Raw genomic sequence first — 23108 nt, forward strand, 5'->3', positions numbered from 1 at the left:
GGTCGGCCGTCGAGCCTGCGAGGTCGGCCTCGAGGTGACGGATGCCGCGGTGGCGCTCCTCGCGGAGCGCGGCTACGAGCCCGAGTACGGTGCGCGTCCGCTGCGTCGCCTGATCCAGCGCGAGATCGACGACCGAATCAGCGACCTCTTCGTCAGCGTGCGCTCGGCGACGGCGAGGCGGTGCGGGTGGATGCCGCCGACGGCGCGTTCGTCGTGGCATCCGTGCCGAACGCGACGGTGTCGCTGGCCGACGCCGCGTAGCCCGCGGGGCCACCGCCCCCCCCGACGAGTCCCGGAATGCGGCTGCCTCGAGGGCCGGATTCCGGGACTCGTCGCGTGCGGCGGTGCGCTCGTCAGCGGCGGGGGCTGCGGGCCCCGTCGAGTACCGCCTGCAGCGCCGGCCCGAGCCGGGCGGCGAGCTCGTCCACGTGGAGCGGTTCGAGGGCGTCGACCCGGAGGATCCGGGTGTGGAACGCGACGCCCACCATGAGGGCGCTCGCGAGGGCCACGCGGACGGGCGCGTCGTCGTCGTCCCCGGCGAGCGCCGTCGCGTGCGCCAGGAGCGCGCGACCGATCGCGTCGCGGAGGAGTGCCGCCGCCGCCTCGTCGGCGGACGCCGAGCGGATGAGCGAGATGCCGGTCCCGTTCGGGCCGCCGATGAAGCGCTGCAGGAACGTGCGGGCGAGCACCTCGCCGCGGTCCTGCGGCGCCGCCGCGAGGGCCTCGCCCACGAGGAAGAGCGGGTCCTCGGGGATCTCGTGCGCGGCGAGGAAGAGCTCCTGCTTCGATCCGAAGTGGTGCGCGATCAGGGCAGGGTCGACGTCGGCACTCCGGGCGATGGCGCGCACGCTCGTTGCGCTGTATCCGGATGTCGCGATCCAGAGGTTCGCGTCACCGCGACATCGCACGCTGATCGAGCCGACCGATGCGAGACGGCGTCGTCGGGTGCGTGGCATCCGTGCCGGATCACCCTCCGTCGTCATCACCGCACGCGGTGCGGGTGGCGCGCGAGCTACCGGGTCGGCTCCGCGGCATCCGCTGCCGTGCTGTCGGCGGGTGCCGAAGCATCCAGCCGCTCGTTCGCCCCGCGGATGACGAAGATGACGCAGGCGAGGGCCAGTACCCCGGTGCCGAGGTAGAACACGGTCGCAACGGAGACGATGGCGCCGGGCTGGCCGACGCCGGCGGCGAACACGGAGAAGTCCCAGAAGCCGTGCAGGAGCATCGCCCAGATCAGCGAGCCCGTCGTGCGGCGCAGGATGTAGAAGATCGTGCCGCCGAGGAACGCGGAGAACACCTGGGTCAGGGTGGCCGCGACCGGAGAGCCGAGCACGATGTTGACGAAGTGCATCATCGCGAAGAGGGCCGACGTGATGAACCAGACCCAGCCTTCGGAGAGGCGACTGCGCAGGCCGACGAGCAGCAGGCCGCGGTTCACGATCTCCTCGGTGAAGCCGACGAGCAGCAGGGCGAGGGATGCCGCGAAGAACGCGCCGCTGTACGCCGACCAGTCGGTGCCCGCGAGGTTCATCACGCCCGCGATCGCGGCGAGGATCGGGATGAAGATCGGCCAGCGGTGCCGGCTCCGAGCCCGGTCGAACAGCGCCGGCCGCCACCATCCGAGCAGGGTGGTCGTGACGGCGAGCAGGACGGTCGCGATGATGAGCGAGACGCCGCCCCCGAAGAAGAGGTTCCCCGCGCTCTCGCCCCAGGTGTCGTAGGGGATGCCGCTCGCGATCTGGATCGCGAACACCAGCACGACGTAGGCGAGCCAGATGACCAGCCCGATCCAGATGCGCGGTCGGACCTTCAGGCGCGGTTCAGTGGTCGCGGTCACGGTTCCCCCTTCGGGGGCCGGTCACCGCCGACGCCCCCGGCGCGACTCTATACGGTCCGTGCCCGCTAGTGTCGGTGGCACGCGTACGACCCGGGGGGAGTCCATGGCGGCGCAGGCGACCGGATCGAGAGCGCCGCGGCGATTCGCCGCGGTCGTGCGGCGGGCGCCCGCGACCATCGCAACGGTCGCCGCGATCCTCGTCGCGGGCGTCGCGACCGGAGCGCTCTGGTCGCCGTTCGTCGATCATCCGCTCTTCGAGTCCGTCGCCTACGGGCTCCCCGCCTTCACGGAGGGGAGGTTCTGGACCCCGATCACCGGGACGTTCTTCGCCGACCACCCGGTCGTCTACGTGTTCGCGATCGCGAGCTTCGCCGGCATGGCGTTCCTGGAGCTCCGTCGCGGCACGCGGGTCGCGCTCGGGTACTTCTGGATCGGGCAGGTGTTCGCCATCCTCGCAAGCGCCCTGTTCCTCTGGGCGGCGGCACTGCTTCCCTGGCCGTGGGCGCAGCTCGAGGCGACGATGGTCGACGTCGGACCGTCGGGAGGCACGATGGCGTGCATCGCCGCGGCGGTCGGCCTGTTCGTGCAGCCCTGGCGGGTGCGTGCGTGGCTCGTGCTCATCGCGTTCAGCGCCGTAACGCTGCTCTTCTGGGGAAGCCTGGCCGACCTCGAGCACGCCTTCGCGGTGGCCCTCGTGCTCGTCGTCGACCGGTCCCTGAGCGTCCAGCGAACGACCGTGCACGAACAACGGATCATCGCCGGCATCGCGAGCCTCGCGCTCGGCGCGATCCTGCTCCTGACGAACCTCGCACCCACCTTCGGCCCGCTCGGACGAACCGAGCCGGCGGGCGGCTCGCTGCTCGACGTGGCGCTCGACGTCGCGGTCGTCCTGATCGTGTCGAACGCCCTCGTGCGCGGTCGACGCTGGGCGTGGGTGCTGACGCTCATCTGGAGCCTGCTCAACGTGATGACATCCTTGGCGATCGCGGTCGTCCTTCTGCCCGTGCTCGGCAGCGCGGAAGTCGAGGCTTCGCTCGGCGGTGATCCCAGCGTCGCGATCGCGACCGGCGTGCTCTGGCTGTTGATGGCCGTGTACCTGATCGCGGTCCGCGGCGCGTTCGCGGCGAAGCGCAGGCCCGAGCTCGGCGCCCCGCCCGCGCCGACGCGCGCCGACGTCACGCAGGCCCTCCGCACGCACGGCGGCGGCACGCTGTCGTGGATGACCACCTGGTCGCACCTGCAGTACGCCCGGACCTCGGCCGGGATCGTCGCCTACCAGCGCCGCGCCGGCGTCGCCCTCGTCCTGGCCGACCCGCTCGGTCCCGAGGCCTCGCGCGGCGACTCGGTGACCGAGTTCATCGACATGGCCGAGCGAGCGGGGCTCGTTCCCTGCTTCTTCAGCTCGGGCGAGGCGACCCGCGCCGCCGTTCCCGACGGATGGCGCAGCCTCGTCGTCGCCGACGACACCATCGTGGATCTGGAGGGGCTCGCGTTCACGGGGAAGCGGTGGGCCGCGGTGCGCACCTCGCTGAACCGGGCGGACCGCGAGGGGATGGAGTTCCGCCTGTCCCGGCTCGCCGACGAGAGCTGGGGCGTGAGGGCACAGCTTCGTGCGATCAGCGACCAGTGGGTGGGCGACAAGGACCTCCCAGAGATGGGCTTCACCCTCGGCACGCTCGACGAGGCGGCCGATCCCGAGGTGCGGCTGGCGATCGCGATCTCGCCGAGGGGAGACGTCGACGGGTTCCTCTCGTGGCTGCCGGTCTACGGCGACGCCGGCATCCGCGGGTGGACGCTCGACCTCATGCGCCGCCGCGACGGCGGTTTCGGGCCGGTCATGGAGTTCCTGATCGGCTCGTCGGCGCAGCGCTTCGCCGATGAGGGCGCGACGATCATGTCGCTGTCCGGAGCGCCGCTGACCCACGACTACCCGCCCGACGCGGGCAGGCTCGCGGAGCTCTCGGAGCTGCTGTCGCGCGCGCTCGAGCCGGTGTACGGCTTCCAGTCGCTGCACCGCTTCAAGGGCAAGTTCAACCCGCGCTACGAGCAGCTGTACCTGCTGTATCGCGACGAGGCCGACCTCGCCCGCATCGGCGCCGCGCTCACCCGGGCGTTCCTGCCCGACGCCACCGCGCGCCAGTTCGCCGGAGCAGGACTCGAGCTGGTGCGGCGGCCCGGCGGCGACTGAACGCGCCCGATCCGGCCGCAGGGCGCTCGCGCCGCCACTCCCTCGGGCCCCCGGCCTCAGCCGGCCACGGAGACCGAGTCGAGCAGCACGCTGAGCGCGTCGCCCGGCGGAAGATCCTCGGCGAAGGAGACATCCGGATCGAAGGTGCCGCCGCGCACCACCAGCCAGGACTCGGCCAGCGGGATCAGCACGACGCGTTCGGCGCCACCCCAGCCGAACGGCGTGCCCTCGACGGCGAGCCAGTTCGTCTCGTTGATCGCTTGTGCGTCGATCTGCGTCGCCGTCACGCCATCGACGGTGATCTCCCGCTGGTCCAGGATCTCGAGGTCGGGATGCGAGAGCGTCCAGGCCACCGGATCGGCGGGCACCGCCTCCGGCTCGGTCGAGTCGGCACCGTATGCCGCATCGGGCACGTAGACGATCACGTCGGCCCACACGGCGTCGTCGACCTGCACGCCCGGCGTGTCCGGGAGTTGATGGAACAGCGCACCGTCCACCAAGTCGGTGGTGGTCCATGGCGCGGCCAGCATGCCGATCGTGGTGCCGTCGGCGAACTCGAAGCCACCGTCGATCGTCGCCGGTGCGGCGGCATCGGCGCCTTTCGTGGCGTCGGGGGAGGGCGAGGCCGATTGCGGCGTCTCGACCGTGGGCTCGGCGTCGGCCGTGCCGGAGGGCGCGCACGCGGTGGTCGCGAGCAGCAGGCAGCCGGCCGCGGCGAGCAGTGCCGTCCGGATCTCGATGCGGGACATGGCCGAACGGTACCCATGCCGGTGGGCGGCCTACAGTGGCGCTTCCGCCACCGGCGCACGACACGGGCGATCTCGGTGCATTCCCTGATGGGGATCGTGGACGCCGGCGCGCATACTTGGCGCATGGTGGGGGTTCGATTCCAAGCCGACGTCATCAGTCTCGCCCGCGCCGCCGCGGAGGGTGCCGAGGTCCTCCCGGAGGCGCTCGCCCTCCTCGACCGCCACATCGGTGCGACCGTGCTGAGCGTGTCGATGATGTCGCTCGGGAACGATGTCGCCGCCGAGGTCGCCCTGCGCGGTGCCAGTCCGATCACCGCGGAGGAGGACGCCGAGTGGCGACGGCTCATCGGCACGCACCCGTACTTCGCGCACCTCGTCGGCGGCCCGCCCCGAGCATCGAGGCTCACCGACGTCGTCGACCTCGACCGGTTCCAGCACAGCGAGGTCTACGAGCGGTTGCTGCATCCGCGCGGCTCGCGCTTCCAGGTCGGGCTGCCCCTCGAGCTGACCACGGAGCGGATGGTGCTGCTCTCGCTCTGGCGCGACCGCACCGACTTCACCGATGACGAGCTCGTCGCCCTCGAGCAGTTCCGCGCCGCGCTCGCCGCCGCGGTCATGTTCCGCGCCGCGATCGAGTCGCTGCAGGCCAGCGCGACGGTGACGGATGCCGCGCCCGCGCGGCTCACGCCACGTCAGCGTCAGGTCGCGGCACTCGTCGAGCTCGGCCTGACGAACGCCCAGATCGGCGCTCGGCTCGGACTCACCGAGCGCACGGTGCGCAAGCACGTCGGCGACCTGTTCGCCGCGCTCGAGTGCGACAGCCGCACCCTCATCGCGGTGCGCTGGCGGGCCGCGCACGCCGCCGAGGCGAGCGGGGGAGCGTCGGCACCGATCCTCGTGTGACGGTCCGTGCTCGCGTGCATGCCAGACGGCGGCCGGGCGCGACACTGAGGAGCCGCCCGGGCCGCCGATTCCGTCCACTCGTCCGAACGGCCCAGCACCTGCAGGGCGCGTGACGATCGTCCCGAGCGCGCACCCGCTCGCTCGCTACGCTGACCGGACGTTCCGTTTCGAGCATTGGGGAGTGCCATGGACGTCACCGACAACGGGCCACGACCGAACGCGTTCGACATCGAGCGGGCCACGACCGAGAACACCGCGTATCGCGTCGTCGCGTGGACCGGCACGTACCTGCAGGTCACGCTGATGGCGATCCCCGTGGGCGAGTCGATCGGTCTCGAGGCGCACCCGGAGACCGACCAGTTCCTGCGGCTGGATGCCGGGCGGGGCCGGGTGCGCATGGGACCGTCGCAGGACGAGCTCACCTTCGAGCAGGACGTCGCGGACGGCTGGAGCATCCAGGTGCCGGCGGGCACCTGGCACGACGTCGAGAACACCGGCGACGAGCCGCTGCGGCTCTACACGATCTACGCGCCGGTGCATCACGCGTCCGGCATCGTCCAGCAGCGACGCGCCGACGCGGAGCGCGACGAGGAGTCGGGCGCCGACGAGCCGCCGTCGTGGAGCGTCCAGCCGCAGACCACGGAGCCCGACGAGCACGCCTGATTCCGATCCTCCCGCCCAGTCGGCGCGCTCGAGGTGTGCGGGCGATTCGTGTCCGTTTCGTCATCCGCCGGCGATCGTTCGTCCGATAGCGTGAGTCCGCGCTGCGTGGATGCGGGCGCAGAAGGAGACGATGCATGCACGCCCTCGGTGCCGTCCTGACCGGCATCCGTCGACGACCCATCGGCATCGCCGTGCTGCTCGTCGTCTCGATGGCGTTCGCCGCCGCCGCGGTCACCAGCCGCGCCGCCGTGCTCGACGCCGAGGCGCGCGAGGAACTCACCGCGGAGTCCGACCGGATCACCGGCGAGATCGACGTCGTGACCGAGCGCACCGAGGCGGATCGCGCCGCGGCGGCCGCCTCCGACGAGTGCGTCCGTGCGGAGACGGGCATGCTGCAGCCGGCCGTCGAGGCATCCGCTCGCTTCTCCGCGACGGCCGTCGCGATGGGTACCGCCGCCGTCACCCGCGCAGTTCCCGCGTCCGACGGTGATCGGGCCGCGGTGACGGAGAGCGTCGTCCTCGTCCGCGCGGCGGACGCAGCCGGGCGCGATGCGCTCATCGCCCAGGTCGGCGACCTGACGGAACTGCGGGCCTCCGTCGGCGATGCGGCGGAGAACGCGCGCGCCGCTGCGGTCGAACGGCACGCGGCGTGCGAGGCCGCGCGCCGCGCCGTCGCCGCGTTCCTCGCCGAGGTCGGTCCCCGCACCGAGAAGGTGATCGCGGCGTCCGGGATGGCGCCGGCCGACGTCCTCGCGACGCTGCGCACTGCGCGCGACGAGGTGCTGGCGGGGGAGGAAGGGTCGGGCGGACTTGCGGCACTGCCGACGTGGCTCGCCGCGGCATCCGAGGTCGAATCGTCGCACGCGACCGCGAACGCCGCTGCGATCGAGGCCGCGGCCCGCGCTGCTGCTGCTGCTGAGCCCGAATCCCCGGACATCTTCCCGCCGGACTGGCGCACGGTTCCCCCGATCGAACTCGGACTCAGCGAGGAGATGATTCGCGCCTGCCAGCCCGACTGCGACCCCTACGGCACCGGAGGAACCACGCCGCCGCCGGGCTGGGAGATGCCGTAGCGCCGGAGCAGCCGGTGCGCAGCGCACCGTCGTACCGTCGCCCAGTCGCGCCCAGTCGCGCCCAGTCGCGCCCAGTCGCGCCCAGCGCGCTCAGCGCGCCCGGCGCGCGAGCAGCGTCGAGTCGTGCACCTCCATGGTCTCGCCGTCGCGCGTCATCGTGCGCGGGCGCTGCTCGACGACGAGCGCCTCGACGTCGTCGGGCAGGGCGGGCAGCAGGTCCTCGGCGAGGAACATCGCGTCGCGGTGGCTCGCCGAGAGGTGCGTGAAGGCCTCGGACGGCGCGTGGCCGACGACGAGCAGGTGCCCGCCGGGCGCGACCGCGCCGACGAGCCGACGGACGACGTCGACCATGCCGTGGTCGGGCGGATGCAGGAAGTGCGTGGTCACGAGGTCGAACGTGCGGCCGCCGGCGTCGAAGCTGCGGGCGTCCACCTGCCACCAGTCGGTGCGATCGGCGACGCCCGCCGCCTCGGCGTGCCGGGCCGCGCGGGCGAGGCCGTTGGCCGAGAAGTCGGCGCCGGTCACGCGCCATCCGTGCTGTGCCAGCCAGATCACGTCGCCGCCCTCGCCGCAGCCGACGTCGAGCGCGGTGCCTGGGGTGAGGGCGGATGCCTCGGCCACGAGCTGCGCATTGGGCCTGCCGCTCCAGACCGACTCGTCTCCCGAGTAGCGATCCTCCCAGGCCGACGGTTCGAAGGTGTCGACGGCGGTCGCGTCCGCCACGGCATCCGTCTCATGCTCGTCGTGCCGGTGACCGGACATCGGCGCCTCCTCTCGCTCCTCCGCCAGCGTAGGCCGACCACCACGCGCCTCGGACGCATCGGGGCCCGGCGCTCAGATGGAGCGCAGCAGCGTCCACACGCCGGCGGCGCCGGCCACGCCCGTGCCGATCGCGGCGCCCGTGCCGCGAGCTCGGCCGATCGCGATCAGGCCGCGGCCCGCGAGCACGCCCACGCCGGCGATCACGCCCCACGCGAGGACCCCTTGGCCGACCGCGCGGCTGGTTCGCTCGAAGAAGGTCGAGACCGTGCGTTCCTCGACCGCGCGCGTGGGCTGCGCGGCGAGGTAGGCCGCGATGTCCGCCAGCTGATCGGCGTTCTCCAGCGCGGCACCATGCCCGCCCGTGAACAGCCGCGACTGGTCGATGCTCACGCTCGAGACGTTCTCGAATCCGCTGACGCCGGCGGTGCCGACATCCGCGCTGCCGAGCCCCCGCAGCCACGAGCACAGGATGCCGACCGGCACGTCGCGCGTCGCGCGGTCGCTGCGGACGACGCCGGGGGTCCACGTGCGATCCGGGTTCCACGACCCGACCTGTCGCTCGTCGAGTCGCCGCTGCCAGTCGAACCGGCGCGGCAGCACCGTGCCGGCGAGGAAGATGCGCCGGAATCGCATCGACGGCACCTGATCGAGCGCCCGGGCCATCATGTAGGTGCCGTTGGAGTGTCCGGCGAACACGAACAGGTCGGGGTCGCGACCGGCGTACGCGTCGCCGTAGAGCTTGAGGAACTCGTGCACCTTGCGGCGGCGCGTGCCCGGCAGTGCGAACTCCATCGCGGTGAAGTACCCGGTGTCGGGGCTCACCACCTCCACCTGATCCGACCCCGCGGCGTCGCGGTACGCCGTGGCGAGGTCCGAGACCCATGTCCCCAGCGCCGAGGCGCGGATGCCGTGCAGGATGAACGCGGTCGGCGCGTGCACGGGCGTCGTCCCGGGCGCGGCTTGTTCGTCGGGCCGCCCGAGGATCGCGGTCTTCAGCTGCTCGTACCGTCGCGCCGGCGACGGAGCGTCGTCGATGGCGATCAGGCCCGGATGGTCGGCGCCCGGGATCTCGTAGACCGTCGTGTTCGGCATGAACCGGTGGTCGAGGATGTCCTCCTGCGTCACGAGCCAGTCCGACGTGCCGAGCACCTGGATGACCTTCGGCTTCGGGTCGAGCCGCCGGAAGGCGTCGAGCCAGCGGAGCCGGAGGTCGGTGATCCAGTATCCGCCGGACTGCACCCGCTCGATGGTGAAGTCGAAGAACGGCGTCGCGAGCGCATAGGCCAGGCGCCACGCCGCCGGCGTGCCCGGCGCGTCGAGGCGGAAACCGGCGTTCGGGCTGCCGAGCAGCACGAGGCGTCGCACCAGCCGCGTCCAGGGGTGTCGGGGGTCGTCCACCGTGCCGGCGTCGTGCAGGAACGCCGCGCGAGCGAGCACGCCGCCGAAGCTGTGCCCGACGAGGATGATCTCGGCCGGTGCCTCGACGCCGGTCGAGAGCTCCCCGGTCCAGTCGCGGATCTGCGCCGCGAGGTGCCGTACGACCTCGTCGGGGTTCCTGCGGGAGGTCGCGTGCACGTCGTGCTCGAACACCTCGACGCGCCATCCGGCCGGGAGGTCGTCGCGCAACCGCTCGATGAGCGGCACCCATCCGGGTCGGCCGCGCCGGCGCACCGGCAGGCCCGGCACGAAGATGAAGAGCCCACCGGATGCCGCGGTGCCGGCCGATCCGGCCGCGGACGCGTCGTCGCTCGACATGACCATCGCCTCCCCCCGATGACGCGGTCGTCTCGAGGGTCATCATGCTCCTGATGCGAAACCGCGTCGAGCGTCGGCGTGTACCCAGAACGGGTGCGAATGCTGGAGGCGGGACGGTGCGCGTCCCTGCACGCCGTCTCCTCAGGTCGCCGCCCCTCCTCAGGTCCGGGGCGCGGCATCCCTGACGAGGCCGTCGAGCAGCCACGCGAGCCCGCGCTCGAAGATCTCGTCGCCGCTCCAGCGCGAGATGGGATCGCTGAGCTCCTCGGTCAGGCCCCCGAATCCCGCCGCGCGCTCGCGCCCGCGCTCCCGCCGTGCCGCGGGTGCGGGGTCCTGAGCGCGACCGGTCTCGAACGCCGCCGACCCGATCGTGTGCACGAGGAGCACCTGCAGGCCCGTGACCGCCGCCGGCCCGTCGAGGCCCGCCTCGCGGAGCGCGCCGAGCGTCACCTCGCCGAGCCGCAGCGCGTTGGGCCCGACCGACTGACGCACCAGCGCGAACGGCACGAGGTCGGGATGCGCGAGCAGTTCGCGGCGACTGTCGCGCATGACGCGCTCGATGCGTGCGCGCCATCCGTCGTCGGTCGGCGTCGCCACGCGGCCGAGCATCGCGTCGATGAGTTCGTCGACGAGGGCGGCCTTGTCGGCCACGTGCGCGTACAGGCTGTTCGGCGCGACGCCGAGCCGGTCGGCGACGCGTCGCATCGACACGGCCTCGAGCCCGTCCTCGCGCAGCAGCGCCATGGCGGCATCCGTGACGTGTTCACGGGTGAGGCCTGCGCGTTGTCCGGCGGTTCGTCCCATGCAGCTATTGTACGGTGATCAATTGAGTTGTACACTGTCCAATATGAACGAGATCCTCCTCTTCCATCACGGTCAGGGCCTCACCGACGGCGTCCTCGCATTCGCCGAGACGCTGCGCACGGCGGGCCATGTCGTCCACACGCCCGACTTCTACGACGGCAACGTCTTCGCAACGCTCGACGAGGGCGTGGCGTACCGCGACGAGATCGGCATCCCCGAACTCGCGAATCGCGCGGTCGCCGCGGCGCAGTCGCTCCCGACCGACCTCGTGTACGCGGGCTTCTCACTCGGCACCGGGCCCGCGCAGCTGCTCGCGCAGACCAGGCCGGGCGCGCGCGGCGCGCTGCTCATGTCGGGCTGCCTTCCCGCTGCGGTCTTCGAGACGCCGTGGCCGGCGGAGGTCCCACTGACCGTCCACACGACCGAGCGCGACCCGTGGGTCGACCTCGCGGTCGCCGAGGGGCTCGTCGCGGAGGCGAACGGCAGCCTCGTGCGCTATCCCGGTGCGGCGCACCTCTTCGCCGATCCGACGAGCGCCGACCACGACGCCGCCCTCGCCGCACGCCTCGAGACGTCGGTGCTCGGGTGGCTCGACGAGCTCTCCGGTCCGCGGCGGGGCGCCTCCGCGGCGTGACTGCCGTCGGGCGGTCGTCGTCAGGATCGGCGGGTGTCCGGCCGCCCGCACCCGCCGATCCTGACGACGACCCCGGCGGGCGCGTCCCGTCACCCGTCGCGCTCGCTGCGATCGGTCAGGAATCGAGAAGCCCGCCGCGCGCGCCGAGCGTAGCGTCGGCCTCATGGACATCGAGACCGACACCACGACCATCACCACCATCGACGCGATCACGCTCGGCGCGAGCGACCCCGAGGCATCCGCCCGCTTCTACCGGGACGCGTTCGACCTCGACGACCGGGTGCGCACCGCCCAGACGGATGCCGCGACCGACGGGTTCCGCGGATTCACGATGTCGCTCGTCGCGCCGCAGCCGGCGAACGTCACCGCGCTCTTCGACGCCGCGGTCGCCGCCGGCGCCGTCATCCTGAAGCCGCTCGAGAAGTCGCTGTGGGGCTTCGGCGGCGTCGTCCAGGCGCCGGATGGCGCGATCTGGAACCTCGCCACGTCGACCAAGAAGAACACGGCGCCCGCGAGCCGCGCCTTCGACCACGTCGTGCTCCTCCTCGGCGCCGACGACGTCGGGGCGAGCAAGCGCTTCTACACCGGGCGCGGCCTCGCGGTCGGCAAGAGCTTCGGCAGCTACGTCGACTTCCGGATCCCGGGGAGCCCGATCGGCCTTGGCCTCTACAAGCGGCGCGCGCTCGCCAAGTCGGCCGGGGTCCCGCCCGAGGGTTCGGGGTCGCATCGCCTCCGCATCGGCGGCGACGGCGGGGCGTTCACCGACCCGGACGGGTTCGAGTGGGCCGGCCCGGGCCGGCCGTAGAGCCCGTCGCGTGAGCCCGACGCCGGCGAGGGCGTCGGGCTCATGACGTGCGCGACCCGGGTGCCACGCCGCGCCGGTGCGGGAAGCGCCGATGCCCGAGATCTCAGTGGGCGCCCGGACCCGGCATGCGTCGCCGCGTGGCATCCTGAGTCCAGGAGCGACCATGGACGCATCCTCGGTTCCCAGCACTGGCGAGTCCGTCGACACGGCGGGCACGGCCCTGGTCGCGTTCGGCGAGTGGGCCGGACAGGCGTTCGGGATGGTCGTGGTGCTCGCACTGCTGGCGCGACTCCTGGTGTACGTCATCGGGTACCGGGGGTACACGACCACGACGGCGGCTCCCGGCCGCGCGCGAGTCATCGGCGTCGTCATCGTCATCGGCTCGTCGATCGTCGCGACCTGGGCGTTCGGCGCGCGCGGGGGACCCGGGGTCCCCGACCCGGCGGACGACCCGATCGGGATCGCGGTCTTCGCGGTCGTCGTCGGCGTCCTCGGCGCGCTCGTGCTCTCGATCGGCTTCGCGAGCTCACCGGTCGTCGACGCCAAGGTCCTCACCTCGGACGGCGCGTCGAACGACGCGTGGGCGATCGACGTGCTCGACCAGATCAGCAGCGCGCACCGCGAGGGATCGCCGCAGTCCCGGGTGCGCGCCCGGGGGAACCGCGCCGATCTCGGCGACGCCATCCAGGTCGCGGACCGCAGCGGGAACGGCGTCGCGGCCCTCGTCGCGTGGCTGCTGCAGCTCTTCTTCAACGTCGCGCCCTGGCTCGTGCAGGTCACCATCCTCGACGGGATCAGTGCGACCGCGACGCTGCGACGCAACGGGCACATGATCGAGGAGGTCCCGCTCCGGCTCGCCGTCGGCACGGCCGAGCAGGACCAGCACCGGAAGCTGCTCATCATGGCCTCGAGCTTCGCCGCGATGCGGATCGCAGCGAAGTACCTCGACATCACGGGCTTCTACGGCGTCGAGAGCTGGAAGTCGGCGGCGTACGCGAGCCTCGCCATCCAGACGACCGACGAGGAGCGCACCGAGTACATCGAACTGGCCCTCGCCGAGGACCCGGCGAACCTGGTCGCCGAGTTCGAGGAGCTGCTGGACGCGCTCGACGAGCCGACCGACGCCGAGAAGCTGTGGGTGCTGATGTCGCGCCTCGAGTCGATGATCGTCGTCGCCTCGACGCTGTGCGGGACGCCGGTCGGTCTCGACGCGACGCCGGACCAGTGGCACGAGAAGATGCTGCGGCGATTCGTCGACCGCCGGCGCGACGACCCGCGGATGACACGGGAACCGCCGCAGATGATGGTCAGGGCGATCGAATGGTACCTGGGAGCGGCGGGCAACTGGGTCGCCCTGAAGACGGGCGCCGACGGGGAGATCTCCTCGGATGTCGCGGAGGACGAGCTGGACCGTCGCCGCCGCAACGTGGCATCCGTCATCTCGGCGCTCGCCGACCTGCTCACGCGCCCCGAGTTCCGGAATCGACTCGGCGGGGAGGCCGCGCGCCCCGAGGTCGAACGGATGCAGATGCGCACCGCGCTCGCCGAACTCTCGATCGCACCGTGGGCGCAGCCGCAGCACCGTCCGGGCGTCGAGTCGGCGCTCCTGCGCTGGTTCGACGAAGCGGTCGACACGGCCGATCCGGCGCTGCGCTTCCTGCTCGCGTGCGCGCTCGCGCACGAAGCGCTCCGCGTCGACGACGACGAGCGGGCCGAGATCGTCGAGGGCGTCAGGAACTCCGTGGAGTTCGCGCGATTCAGCGCCTACTACCGCGAGTGGACGTTCCACGACCCCGAGCTGCGACTCCTCGGCGCCGACCCCGGACTCCGGAACCTCGCGCTGTCCGGCCTGACCACGGCGTGGGAGATGAAGCGGTTCGCCGAGGTGGCGACGACGCACGCCGCGCAGGCCCTCGGCGACCCCGGATGGATCGACGCCGACGTGATCGCGGAGCTGCGCGAGACCGGCGAGATCGGGGCGCCCATGCTGCGCTGGATCGCCGACGGGGCGGCGATCCTGCGCGCCGCCCGTCGCGCCGACAGCGGCTTCGATGAGACCGCGGTGCTCCGGGCCGTGCGGTTCCTCCTGGACGATGCCGGCTTCGAGCTCATCTCGCTCCGGATCGCGGGCGAGCACGAACGGGAGGCGCTCGTCGACCGGATCGCCGAGGCCGTCTTCTGGGTGCCCGACGCATCCGAGCGCGCGACGGCCTCGCGGTTCGTCGATGCGCTCCTCGAGGGCATCGCGCCCGTCGGGAGCGACCGGGGGGTTTCGGCGGCGCCGTAGCGGGGCGCGAGACTCCTCAGCGGCTAGGCCGGCGGAGGGGTCCTGCCCGCCGCGACCGGCAGGTCGCCGAAGGCGCGCTCGTCGATGCCCATCCCGCGGTACACCTCGTGCAGTGCGGCGACGACGCCGCCCGTCGCGCCGGCGAAGTCGCCGAGCTCCGACGCGGTGAGGCGCGGCGCCGCGCCGAGGTGGTGCTCGAGCACCGTCTCGTAGCGGCCGAGGTCGCGCGCGAGCGACTTCGCGATGCCGCCGCCGAGCACGATCACCTCGGGCTCGCACGAGACCGTCGCCGCGGTCAGCACGATCAGCATCGCCTGGTCGAAGTGGGCGCGGAGCGCCCGCACGGGCTCCGAGGCGTCCGGGGCGAACAGGTCGGCGGGCGAGTCGAGCCGTACGCCCGCTTCGGCCGCGAGGCGCATGATGCCGGGGCCCGTGACCATGAGCTCGAGCCGCGTGCCGAGCGGGCCGGCGGGAAGCTGCCCGAACTCGCCGATCACGCCGTGGGCGCCGCGGAGGATCCGGCCGTCGATGGCGATGCCGGCACCGAGGCCGGCGCCGATCGTCACCATGACCGCGGTGGGCGCGTTGCGCGCGGCGCCGAAGTGCTGCTCGCCGAGGAGCGCCAGGTTCGCGTCGTTGTCGGCGCGGACCGCGCGGCCGGCGCGATCGCGGACGAGGTCGAGGAATCCCGCCGCCTCGACCTGCGGCAGGTTCGGCGCGTTCGAGACCGTCGAGCCGTCGCGGCCCACGGCCCCAGGGATGCCGATGCAGATGCCCTCGACGCGGTCCCAGCGATCGCCCGCGAGTTCCGCGGCCGTCGTCGCCAGCCAGTCGGCGAGGGCCGCGGCATCCGCCTCGGCGGGCGTCGCCAGCTCGCGCTGCGCGAGCGGCGTGCCGACGAGGTCGGCGAGCAGGACGCGGGTGTTCGACGCGCCGAGATCGACGCCGACCACGAACGCGCGGTCGGCGACGACGTCGAGCAGCACGGCCCGGCGGCCCCGCTGCTCCGACACCAGCTCGGACCCCTCGGCCACGACGCCCTGGGCGATGAGCTGCTCCACCGCGCGCGTCACCGTCGCGGGGGAGATGCCGGATGCCTCGGCGAGCTGCTTGCGGCTCGCGGGCCGGATCCGCAGCAGCTCGGTGAGCACCGCCATCCGGTTCAGCTCGCGCGTGGCCTGCACCATCCGTCCCCCTCGTATCGCCCGCGACCATTTCGCGTCAGCCTGAGCATAAAGCATGCCAGTTCAGCGCCTGGAAGCCAGAGCGAACCGCCGGAACCGGTGCCGGTGGAAGATTTTCCTTGACTTTGATTGCTGAGTGAAACCAAAATGACAACGCACGATCACCGACGACCTGCATGAGCGTTCCGCCGATCGTCGCACCAGGGTCACATCCGCAGAGGAAGGCACACACCATGGCACGATCACCGTTCACCCCGACACGAGCCCTCCGGGTCTCGTTCGTCGGCGCCGTCGCATCCGCCCTGCTGCTCAGCGGCTGCGTCGCCCAGGGCACGGCGGCCGCTCCCGCCGAGCCGAAGGAGGCCGCGGCCGAGCCGAGCCTCGAGTTCCAGGGGCCCAACGGCGAGCAGCCCGGCGCGCTCGCCGAGCTCGAGCTCACCGACGACGAGCTCGCCGAGGTCGAGGCCGGCGACTACACCGCGGCGTTCGTCTGGCACACCTCGGGCGACTTCGTCGCCGCCGTCGAGGAGGGCGCCCGCGCCGAGTTCGAGGAGCTCGGGATCGAGGTCGTCGCGAGCACGCAGGCGAACTTCGACGCCGGCACGCAGGCGAACAACGTCCAGACCGTCATGGCGCTCGATCCCGACATCGTCGTCGCGATCGCCGTCGACCCCACCTCGGCCGCGAAGTCGTTCCAGCCGATCCTCGACGCGGGCGCGAAGCTCGTCATCATGACCACCCCGCCCGAGGGCTACGCCGCCGGCGACGAGTTCGTCTCGATCGTCACGGAAGACCTCGCGAAGGCCGGCCGTGCGAACGCCGAGATCCTCGGCGACGCCCTCGGCGGCGAGGGCGAGGTCGGCGTCCTCACCTTCAACGCGAACTTCTGGTTCACCAACCAGCGCGACCAGTCGTTCACGGACTGGCTCGCCTACGAGTACCCCGACATCACGATCGTCGAGGAGCAGGGCTTCGCCGACGAGACCGCCACCCAGGCCGCCGCGGCGGCGATGATCGCGAAGAACCCGAACCTGACGGGCATCTACGTCTCGTGGGCCACGGCCGCGCAGGGCGTGCTCGCCGCCATCCGCGCCGCCGGGCGCACCGACATCCAGGTCGTCACGAACGACCTCGACACGACCGTCGCCGCCGCGATGATGACCGGCACCAACGTCGCCGGCATGGTCGGCAACGGCTCGCTCGACATCGGCGCCGGGCTGGCCCGCGCGGGAGCGTACGGCGTGCTCGGCAAGGAGGCGCCCGAGCTCGTGGCATCCGACCCCACCAAGGTCACGGCCGACAACCTCGTCGAGGGCTGGCAGGCCGACTACGGCGTCGACCCGCCCGCGAGCGTCACCGGCGGTTGATCATCGGGGGAGGGGCCGCGGCCCGTCCGCGCCCCTCCCGCACCGGCGACCGGCCGGAACGAACGAAAGGAAGTCGGATGGCTGACGTCATGACCGTGCGCGGTCCGGTGCCGTCCTCGGAGCTCGGACGCGTGATGCCGCACGAGCACCTGCTCTCGCTGACGCCAGGACCGTGGCTCACGGCCGGGGCGCGCGACGACCGCGTGGAACTCGCGGTCGGCGCGCTCGCCGGCCTCGCCGAGCGGGGCATCGGCACCGTCGTCGACCTCTCGCCGTACGGCGTGGTCGGCCGCGACGACGAGGGGGCGGATGTCGCGCTGCTCGTCGAGGTCTCGGAGCGCACGGGCCTCCACATCGTCAGCGGCACCGCGCTCTACCTCGAGGCGTACGCTCCGGCCTGGGCGCGGAGCGCGACCCTCGAAGAAATCGCGAGCCGGTTCATCGCCGACGCGACCGACGGCATCGGCGGCAGCGGCATCCGCGCCGGCGTCTTCGGCGAGCAGGCGACGAGCCTCGACGAGATCACGCCGTTCGAGGAGCGCGTGCTGCGCGCCGTCGCGCGCGCCCACCGCGAGACGGGCCTCGCGATCATGACGCACACCACGCACGGCACCATGGCCCACGAGCAGGTCGACCTGCTCGTGTCGGAGGGCGCCGACCTCGACCGCGTCGTGATCGGCCACCTCGACACGCAGCTCAGCGTCGACGTCGCACGGAGCGTGCTCGACCGCGGCGCGCTCATCGCCGTCGACACCATCGGCAAGCAGACCTGGGACTTCTTCCTCGAGCCCGCCCCCGGCCGGCCCGACGGCGAGTTCCCCAAGCGGTCGTTCGCCCGGTCGGATCGCGGGCGCGCCGAGTTCGTGGCCGGACTCGTCGCCGACGGGTACGCCGAGCGGATCGTGCTCGCGCAGGACCTCACGGGCGCCGAGGTGTGGATGAACCCGGGCACGCACGGGCAGCTCGGCTACGCGTACCTCGCCGACCGCTTCCTGCCGGCTCTCGCCGAGCTCGGGGTGGGCGACGATGCGATCGAGCAGATGACGGCCCGAACGCCTGCGCGCCTGCTCGGGGTGGGCGCATGAGCGCGGCGGCCGAGTACGTCGTCGGCATCGACCTCGGCGGCACGAAGGTGCGCGCGGGGATCGCGCGGCTCGGGGCCGACGAGGCCGCAGGGACGGGCCGCGGGGCCGTCGGAGCGCCGCTGGCGGAGGTCGAGCAGCCCACCGCGGCCGGCGGGGGCCGGGCGCTCGTCGCCCAGCTCGCCGGGCTCGTGCACGAGCTCTGCACGGCGGTCGCCGCACCGGTCGGCGCGGTTCGCGCGGTCGGCGTCGGCGGCGCCGGCGTGCCCGTCGCCGGCGCGGGCCGGTTCGACCTCGCCCCGAACCTCGGCGACCTCGCGTCGTTCAGCCTCGCCGGCGACCTTCGCGCCGCCCTCGGCTGCGCCGTCGCACTCGAGAACGACGCCAACGTCGCGGCGCTCGGCGAACTCGCCGCGGGCGTCGGCGCCCTGCACGACGACTTCGCGTTCATCTCGGTCGGCACCGGCATCGGCATGGGCCTCGTGCTCGACCGCGCGCTCGTGCACGGCGCGGCCAACGCGGCCGGCGAGATCGGCTACCTGCCCATCGGCGCCGACCCGCTCGACCCCGCAACGCATCGCCGCGGACCGCTCGAGGAGGTCGTCGCCGGCGACGCCTTCGGCGCACGCCTCGGCACGGGCGCCTCGGCGCGCGACGTGTTCGCTCGCGCCGAGCGCGGCGACGCCGACGCCATCGCCGCGATCGACGAGGAGGCGAAGTGGATCGCCCACGCCATCGCCGCGGTCGACGCGATCGTCGACCCCGGCCGGTTCGTCCTCGGCGGCGGCATCGGCTCCCGCCCGGAACTGCTCGCGCCCGTCCGGAGCTGGCTCGCCCGGCTCGGCCGGCCCGAGCTCCCCGTCACCATCAGCGGACTCGGCAGCGCGGCGCCCGTGCTCGGCGCACTGCGCCTCGCCGAGAACGCCGTCCGCCGCACGCACGAAGGAGTCGCAGCATGACCATCGCCCCGACTGAGGCGCCCGCCGAGAAGGGGGTGCAGTTCGTCGCCCGATCCTGGCGGCAGTACGTCGTCTACGTCGGTTTCGTCGTCGTCTTCGCGTACTTCGCGGCCACCCAGGGCGGCAACTTCCTGAACGGCACGACGCTCGTCAACATCGTCACCCAGGCGACGCCGATCACGATCATGGCCGTCGGCACGGTGCTCGTGCTGAGCCTCGGCGAGATCGACCTCTCGATCGGCTCGACCGTCGCACTCGCCGCACTGACGGCCGCCGTGACGCTGCAGGCCACGGGCGCATGGTGGGTCGCGGCGCTCGCCGGGCTCGCGGTCGGCGCCGCGGTCGGCCTCGTCAACGGCATCTTCGTCACGGTCGTCCGCCTCCCGTCGTTCCTCGTGACGCTCGCGACCATGGGGCTCGTCGCCGGGCTCGCGCAGCAGATCACCAACCTGCAGTCGGTGCCCGTCACCGACCCGACGTTCGGCTGGATCTTCGGCGGCGGCGCCATCCTCGGCATCCCCATCCTCATCTGGTGGTCGGCCGTCGCGGCCGCGATCGGATGGCACGTCCTCCGCCAGCGGCGGTTCGGCGCGCACGTGCTCGCCGTCGGCAACAACGCCTCGGCCGCTCGCGTCAGCGGCATCAGGGTCACCCGAGTCCGGATCGCCGTGTTCATGCTGAGCGGCGCGACCGCCGCGCTCGCCGGGCTGCTCTACGCCGGACGGCTCGCCGGGGCGACGTACACGCTCGGCACCACCGACCTCATGAGCGTGCTCGCCGCGGTCATCGTCGGCGGCACCGCCCTCACCGGCGGCCGGGCGTCGATGATCGGCGCCGTCGTCGGCAGCCTGTTCATGAGCATGATCAACTACGGCCTGCTCCTGGCCGGGCTCACCGTCGCGCAGCAGGAGATCGTGCGCGGCATCATCATCCTCATCGCCGTCTCGTTGTCGCTCCGCGGCAAGAAGGGGAGCTGACCCGTGTTCCTGTCCCTCCTGCGACGCCGCAACCCGCGGCTCATCGACGCCGCCGTCGCCCTCCACCGCAGCGGCGCGCTGCCGCCGAACACCTACGTGATCGACCTCGACGCCGTCGAGCGCAACACCGCCGCGTTCGCGGCGGAGGCCGGCCGGCTCGGGCTCACCGCGTTCGCGATGACCAAGCAGATCGGCCGCAACCCCGACGCCTCGCGCGCCATCCGCGCCGGCGGCATCACCCACTCGGTGGGGGTCGACCTCGAGTGCGCGGTCGCGGCGGCCAGCGGCGGCCTCGCCGCAGGCCACGTCGGGCACCTCGTCCAGATCCCGCGTCACCGGGCGCACGAGGCCGCCGCCCTGCGGCCGCGCTACTGGACGGTGTTCTCCGAGGAGAAGGCGCGCGAGGCGGGCGCCGCGGCATCCGCTGCCGGGTACGTGCAGGACGTGCTGCTGCGCATCGTCGCCGAGGGCGACCGGTTCTACCCCGGCCACGAGGGCGGGTTCGACGCGGCCGACGTCGTCGAGGCGGCGCGGCGCGTCGACGCGATCCCGGGCGTGCAGGTCGCGGGCGTCACCAGCTTCCCCGCGACGCTGTTCGACTCCAGCGTGGGCGACGTGGTCTCGACCCCGAACCTCGCGACCCTCACCCGCGCGAAGGCGGAGCTCGAGGCGGCGGGCTTCCGCGGCGTCCAGCTCAACGCCCCCGGCACCACCTCGGCCGCCGCGCTGGAGCGACTCGCGGAGGCCGGCGCGACCCAGGTCGAACCCGGGCACGGGCTCACCGGCACGACGCCGCTGCACGCCGTGCGCGACCTGGTCGAGGAGCCGGCGATCGCGTACGTCTCCGAGGTGTCGCACCTCTGGAACGACCGCGCCTACGTCTTCGGCGGCGGCCTCTACGTCGACCCCGTGCTGGGGAGGGCGGCGACCGGCGCGCTCGTCGTCGGCGGCGACGAGGACGCGGCATCCGTCACCGCACTGCCCGTCGAGATGCCCGCGCCCGAGGCGATCGACTACTACGCGACGATCCCCGTGGCGGACGGCGCGGCGCGCGCCGGCGACACCGTGGTGTTCGGCTTCCGCCCGCAGGTGTTCGTGACCCGGGCGCTCACGGCCGGCATCCGCGGGCTCGATTCGGGCGAGCCGCGGCTCGAGGGCGTCTGGTCGGCCGACGGGTCGCGGCCGCTCCGCGTCGCCGACGCGATCGAGGGAATGGAGACCGCACGATGAACCCGCTCAGCCTCTCCGGCATCAGCAAGCACTTCGGCGGCATCGTCGCCATCGAGCGCTTCGACCTCGAGGTCGAGGCGGGCGAGGTGGTCGCGCTCGTCGGCGACAACGGCGCCGGGAAATCCACGCTCGTGAAGATCATCTCGGGCGTGCACCAGCCCACCGAGGGCGAGATCCGGCTCGGCGGCGAGAAGGTGGCGTTCCGGGATGCCTCGGATGCGCGGGCCAACGGCGTCGAGGTCGTCTACCAGGACCTCGCGCTCGTCGACCTGCAGCCGGTCTACATGAACCTGTTCCTCGGCCGGGAGCTGCGCCGGAAGCCGTTCGGCCTGCTCGACCGCACCGAGATGGCCCGCCGGACGCAGCAGCTCGTCGACGACCTCGACGTGCGGATCCCGACCGCGAAGGCGACGCTGAGCGACCTCTCGGGCGGCCAGCGGCAGGCGATCGCGATCGCGCGCGCGACGCACTGGGCGAGCCGCCTCGTGCTCATGGACGAGCCCACCGCGGCGCTCGGCGTGGCCGAGACCGCCAAGGTCGAGGAGCTCATCCTGAAGCTCAAGGCGCGCGGCGCCGCGGTGCTCGTCGTGAGCCACAACATGGAGCAGGTGTTCCGCATCGCCGACCGCGTGACCGTGCTGCGCCGCGGCCGGCAGGTGGGCACGAAGCGCGTCGCGGACACCAGCCACAACGAGCTCGTGTCGATGATCACCGGGCTGAGCTCGTGAGACGCGCCGTGACGGCGTCCGGCGCGCCGGACGGCGCAGCGGCCGGCGGACCGACCGTGCCGGGCGCGCTCATGCGGGCCGAGATCGCGGAGCAGCCGGCCCGCTGGCGCGAGCTGATCCCGTCGCAGCCGGACGCGTGGCCGGCGGCGGTCTCGGCCTTCCGGGCCGCCGCGCCCGAGCTCGTCGCGTTCGTCGCTCGCGGATCCAGCGACCACGCCGCGATCTACGGCCAGTACCTGGTCCAGCGCGTGCTGGGGCTTCCCGCGCTCCTCACCACGCCGAGCATGCACAGCGTGCTCGGCGTGACGCCCAGGTTCCCCGCCGCGGTGCAGGTCGCGATCTCGCAGTCGGGCCGGTCGCCCGATCTCGTCGCGACGGCGGTGGCGCTCCGCAACGCGGGACTGCCGCTCGTCTCGATCACGAACGACGGCTCGAGCGGGCTGGCGACGCTCGCCGACGTGCACCTCGACCTCGCCGCCGGGCCCGAGCGATCGGTGGCCGCGACGAAGAGCTACACCGCGGAGCTGCTCGCGGTGCACACGCTCGTGCGTGCCGTGGCGGGTGAGGACCTCGCGGCCCTCGCGGACGAGATCGACGGCCTCGCGACCCGGGCCGAGGCCCTCCTCGAGCGGGTGGCGCTCGACGTGCCCCCGATCGCCGACGCGTCGGCGCAGACGGACCGCGTGCTCGTCGTCGGACGCGGCACCTCGATGGCCACGGCCAAGGAGGGTGCGCTGAAGCTCATGGAGACCGCAGGGATCGCCGCGTCCGGATGGAGCGCGGCGGATGCGACGCACGGCCCGCTCGGGCAGGTCGACGACGAGACCCTCGTGATCGCCCTGACCGGCAGCCACGCCGGTCGTGCCTCGGTGGTCGACTTCGCCGCCGCCGCGCGGGAGAGGGGCGCTCGGGTCCTCGAGATCGGGCCGTCGGTCGTCGAGGGTGCGACGTCCCTCGACGCCTCGACCGGCGTGCCGGACGAGCTCGTGCCCGTGCTCGAGGTGCTGCCCCTCCAGGTGCTCGCCGCCGAGCTCTCGGCGCGGCGTGGCACCGACCCCGACCGGCCCGCGGGCCTCAGCAAGGTGACGCTCACGCGGTGAGCGGCATGCGCGCGAACGAGC

General features: G+C 72.9%; 21 protein-coding genes and 1 pseudogene. 15 read left to right on the forward strand and 7 right to left on the reverse strand.

Annotated elements, in window-relative coordinates; all coding sequences use genetic code 11:
• Window positions 1–49 precede the first annotated feature (49 nt).
• Window positions 50–97: pseudogene (locus tag ACULK2_RS04365) on the forward strand (hypothetical protein); the annotation flags it as partial.
• Between the two features lie 256 nt (window positions 98–353).
• Here ACULK2_RS04365 and ACULK2_RS04370 read toward each other — a convergent pair.
• Together ACULK2_RS04370 and ACULK2_RS04375 are read right to left on the reverse strand one after the other, a co-directional pair.
• On the reverse strand, window positions 354–848 hold the full coding sequence (locus ACULK2_RS04370; RefSeq protein ID WP_501044963.1) for a TetR/AcrR family transcriptional regulator: 495 nt from the start codon (window positions 846–848) through the stop codon (window positions 354–356).
• Between the two features lie 164 nt (window positions 849–1012).
• Window positions 1013–1837: a CPBP family intramembrane glutamic endopeptidase gene (locus ACULK2_RS04375; protein WP_445968790.1), complete on the reverse strand. Its 825-nt coding sequence runs from the start codon at window positions 1835–1837 to the stop codon at window positions 1013–1015.
• Between the two features lie 103 nt (window positions 1838–1940).
• On the opposite strand from ACULK2_RS04375, the gene ACULK2_RS04380 reads away from it, so the two are divergent.
• Window positions 1941–4025, forward strand: a complete 2085-nt coding sequence (locus ACULK2_RS04380; protein ID WP_445968789.1) for a bifunctional lysylphosphatidylglycerol flippase/synthetase MprF — start codon at window positions 1941–1943, stop codon at window positions 4023–4025.
• 56 nt (window positions 4026–4081) lie between these two features.
• Here ACULK2_RS04380 and ACULK2_RS04385 read toward each other — a convergent pair whose 3' ends face one another.
• Window positions 4082–4774: a hypothetical protein gene (locus tag ACULK2_RS04385; RefSeq protein ID WP_445968788.1), complete on the reverse strand. Its 693-nt coding sequence runs from the start codon at window positions 4772–4774 to the stop codon at window positions 4082–4084.
• 123 nt (window positions 4775–4897) lie between these two features.
• Between ACULK2_RS04385 and ACULK2_RS04390 the strand changes: the two genes are divergently transcribed.
• From ACULK2_RS04390 to ACULK2_RS04400, 3 genes are all read left to right on the forward strand, one after another.
• Window positions 4898–5677 carry a helix-turn-helix transcriptional regulator gene (locus ACULK2_RS04390; RefSeq protein ID WP_445968787.1) on the forward strand — a complete coding sequence of 260 codons (780 nt, stop codon included), beginning with the start codon at window positions 4898–4900 and terminating at the stop codon, window positions 5675–5677.
• A gap of 186 nt (window positions 5678–5863) precedes the next feature.
• Entirely contained in the window at window positions 5864–6340 is a 477-nt protein-coding gene (locus ACULK2_RS04395; protein ID WP_445968786.1) for a cupin domain-containing protein, read from the forward strand.
• A gap of 134 nt (window positions 6341–6474) precedes the next feature.
• Window positions 6475–7413, forward strand: coding sequence for a hypothetical protein (locus tag ACULK2_RS04400; protein ID WP_445968785.1), 939 nt, complete (start codon window positions 6475–6477; stop codon window positions 7411–7413).
• Between the two features lie 90 nt (window positions 7414–7503).
• On the opposite strand, the gene ACULK2_RS04405 is transcribed toward ACULK2_RS04400, so the two are convergent.
• The 3 genes from ACULK2_RS04405 to ACULK2_RS04415 all read right to left on the reverse strand — a co-directional run bounded on the left by ACULK2_RS04405 (window position 7504) and on the right by ACULK2_RS04415 (window position 10734).
• Complete coding sequence (locus tag ACULK2_RS04405; RefSeq protein WP_445968784.1) at window positions 7504–8175, reverse strand: class I SAM-dependent methyltransferase; 672 nt, start codon at window positions 8173–8175, stop codon at window positions 7504–7506.
• Between the two features lie 72 nt (window positions 8176–8247).
• Entirely contained in the window at window positions 8248–9930 is a 1683-nt protein-coding gene (locus ACULK2_RS04410; RefSeq protein WP_445968783.1) for an esterase/lipase family protein, read from the reverse strand.
• Window positions 9931–10089: 159 nt separating this feature from the next.
• The gene (locus tag ACULK2_RS04415; protein WP_445968782.1) at window positions 10090–10734 is read right to left on the reverse strand and encodes a TetR/AcrR family transcriptional regulator; all 645 of its coding nucleotides are present in this window, start codon (window positions 10732–10734) and stop codon (window positions 10090–10092) included.
• Between the two features lie 43 nt (window positions 10735–10777).
• Between ACULK2_RS04415 and ACULK2_RS04420 the strand changes: the two genes are divergently transcribed.
• From ACULK2_RS04420 to ACULK2_RS04430, 3 genes are all read left to right on the forward strand, one after another.
• A complete protein-coding gene (locus tag ACULK2_RS04420; protein ID WP_445968781.1) occupies window positions 10778–11368 on the forward strand; it encodes a dienelactone hydrolase family protein in 591 nt (196 codons plus the stop codon).
• 163 nt (window positions 11369–11531) lie between these two features.
• Complete coding sequence (locus ACULK2_RS04425; protein WP_445968780.1) at window positions 11532–12173, forward strand: VOC family protein; 642 nt, start codon at window positions 11532–11534, stop codon at window positions 12171–12173.
• A gap of 163 nt (window positions 12174–12336) precedes the next feature.
• Window positions 12337–14460 carry a hypothetical protein gene (locus ACULK2_RS04430; RefSeq protein ID WP_445968779.1) on the forward strand — a complete coding sequence of 708 codons (2124 nt, stop codon included), beginning with the start codon at window positions 12337–12339 and terminating at the stop codon, window positions 14458–14460.
• Between the two features lie 23 nt (window positions 14461–14483).
• Here ACULK2_RS04430 and ACULK2_RS04435 read toward each other — a convergent pair whose 3' ends face one another.
• Window positions 14484–15647 (reverse strand): ROK family protein, encoded by a 1164-nt coding sequence (locus ACULK2_RS04435; protein WP_445968778.1) that lies wholly within the window; start codon window positions 15645–15647, stop codon window positions 14484–14486.
• A gap of 230 nt (window positions 15648–15877) precedes the next feature.
• On the opposite strand from ACULK2_RS04435, the gene ACULK2_RS04440 reads away from it, so the two are divergent.
• The 7 genes from ACULK2_RS04440 (at window position 15878) to ACULK2_RS04470 (ending at window position 23087) form a co-directional block, all read left to right on the forward strand.
• Window positions 15878–17011, forward strand: a complete 1134-nt coding sequence (locus tag ACULK2_RS04440) for a substrate-binding domain-containing protein (RefSeq protein WP_445968777.1) — start codon at window positions 15878–15880, stop codon at window positions 17009–17011.
• A gap of 77 nt (window positions 17012–17088) precedes the next feature.
• A complete protein-coding gene (locus ACULK2_RS04445) occupies window positions 17089–18096 on the forward strand; it encodes a phosphotriesterase family protein (RefSeq protein ID WP_445968776.1) in 1008 nt (335 codons plus the stop codon).
• Window positions 18093–19052, forward strand: a complete 960-nt coding sequence (locus ACULK2_RS04450; RefSeq protein ID WP_445968775.1) for an ROK family protein — start codon at window positions 18093–18095, stop codon at window positions 19050–19052. The genes ACULK2_RS04445 and ACULK2_RS04450 overlap by 4 nt, the downstream gene beginning before the upstream one ends.
• Window positions 19049–20029 (forward strand): ABC transporter permease, encoded by a 981-nt coding sequence (locus ACULK2_RS04455; RefSeq protein ID WP_445968774.1) that lies wholly within the window; start codon window positions 19049–19051, stop codon window positions 20027–20029. The genes ACULK2_RS04450 and ACULK2_RS04455 overlap by 4 nt, the downstream gene beginning before the upstream one ends.
• A gap of 3 nt (window positions 20030–20032) precedes the next feature.
• The gene (locus ACULK2_RS04460) at window positions 20033–21259 is read left to right on the forward strand and encodes an alanine racemase (protein WP_445968773.1); all 1227 of its coding nucleotides are present in this window, start codon (window positions 20033–20035) and stop codon (window positions 21257–21259) included.
• Entirely contained in the window at window positions 21256–21987 is a 732-nt protein-coding gene (locus ACULK2_RS04465) for an ATP-binding cassette domain-containing protein (RefSeq protein WP_445968772.1), read from the forward strand. The genes ACULK2_RS04460 and ACULK2_RS04465 overlap by 4 nt, the downstream gene beginning before the upstream one ends.
• Window positions 21984–23087 (forward strand): SIS domain-containing protein, encoded by a 1104-nt coding sequence (locus tag ACULK2_RS04470; RefSeq protein WP_445968771.1) that lies wholly within the window; start codon window positions 21984–21986, stop codon window positions 23085–23087. The genes ACULK2_RS04465 and ACULK2_RS04470 overlap by 4 nt, the downstream gene beginning before the upstream one ends.
• Window positions 23088–23108 lie beyond the last annotated feature (21 nt).

The sequence above is a fragment of the Agromyces molybdatiresistens genome (genome assembly GCF_052748445.2).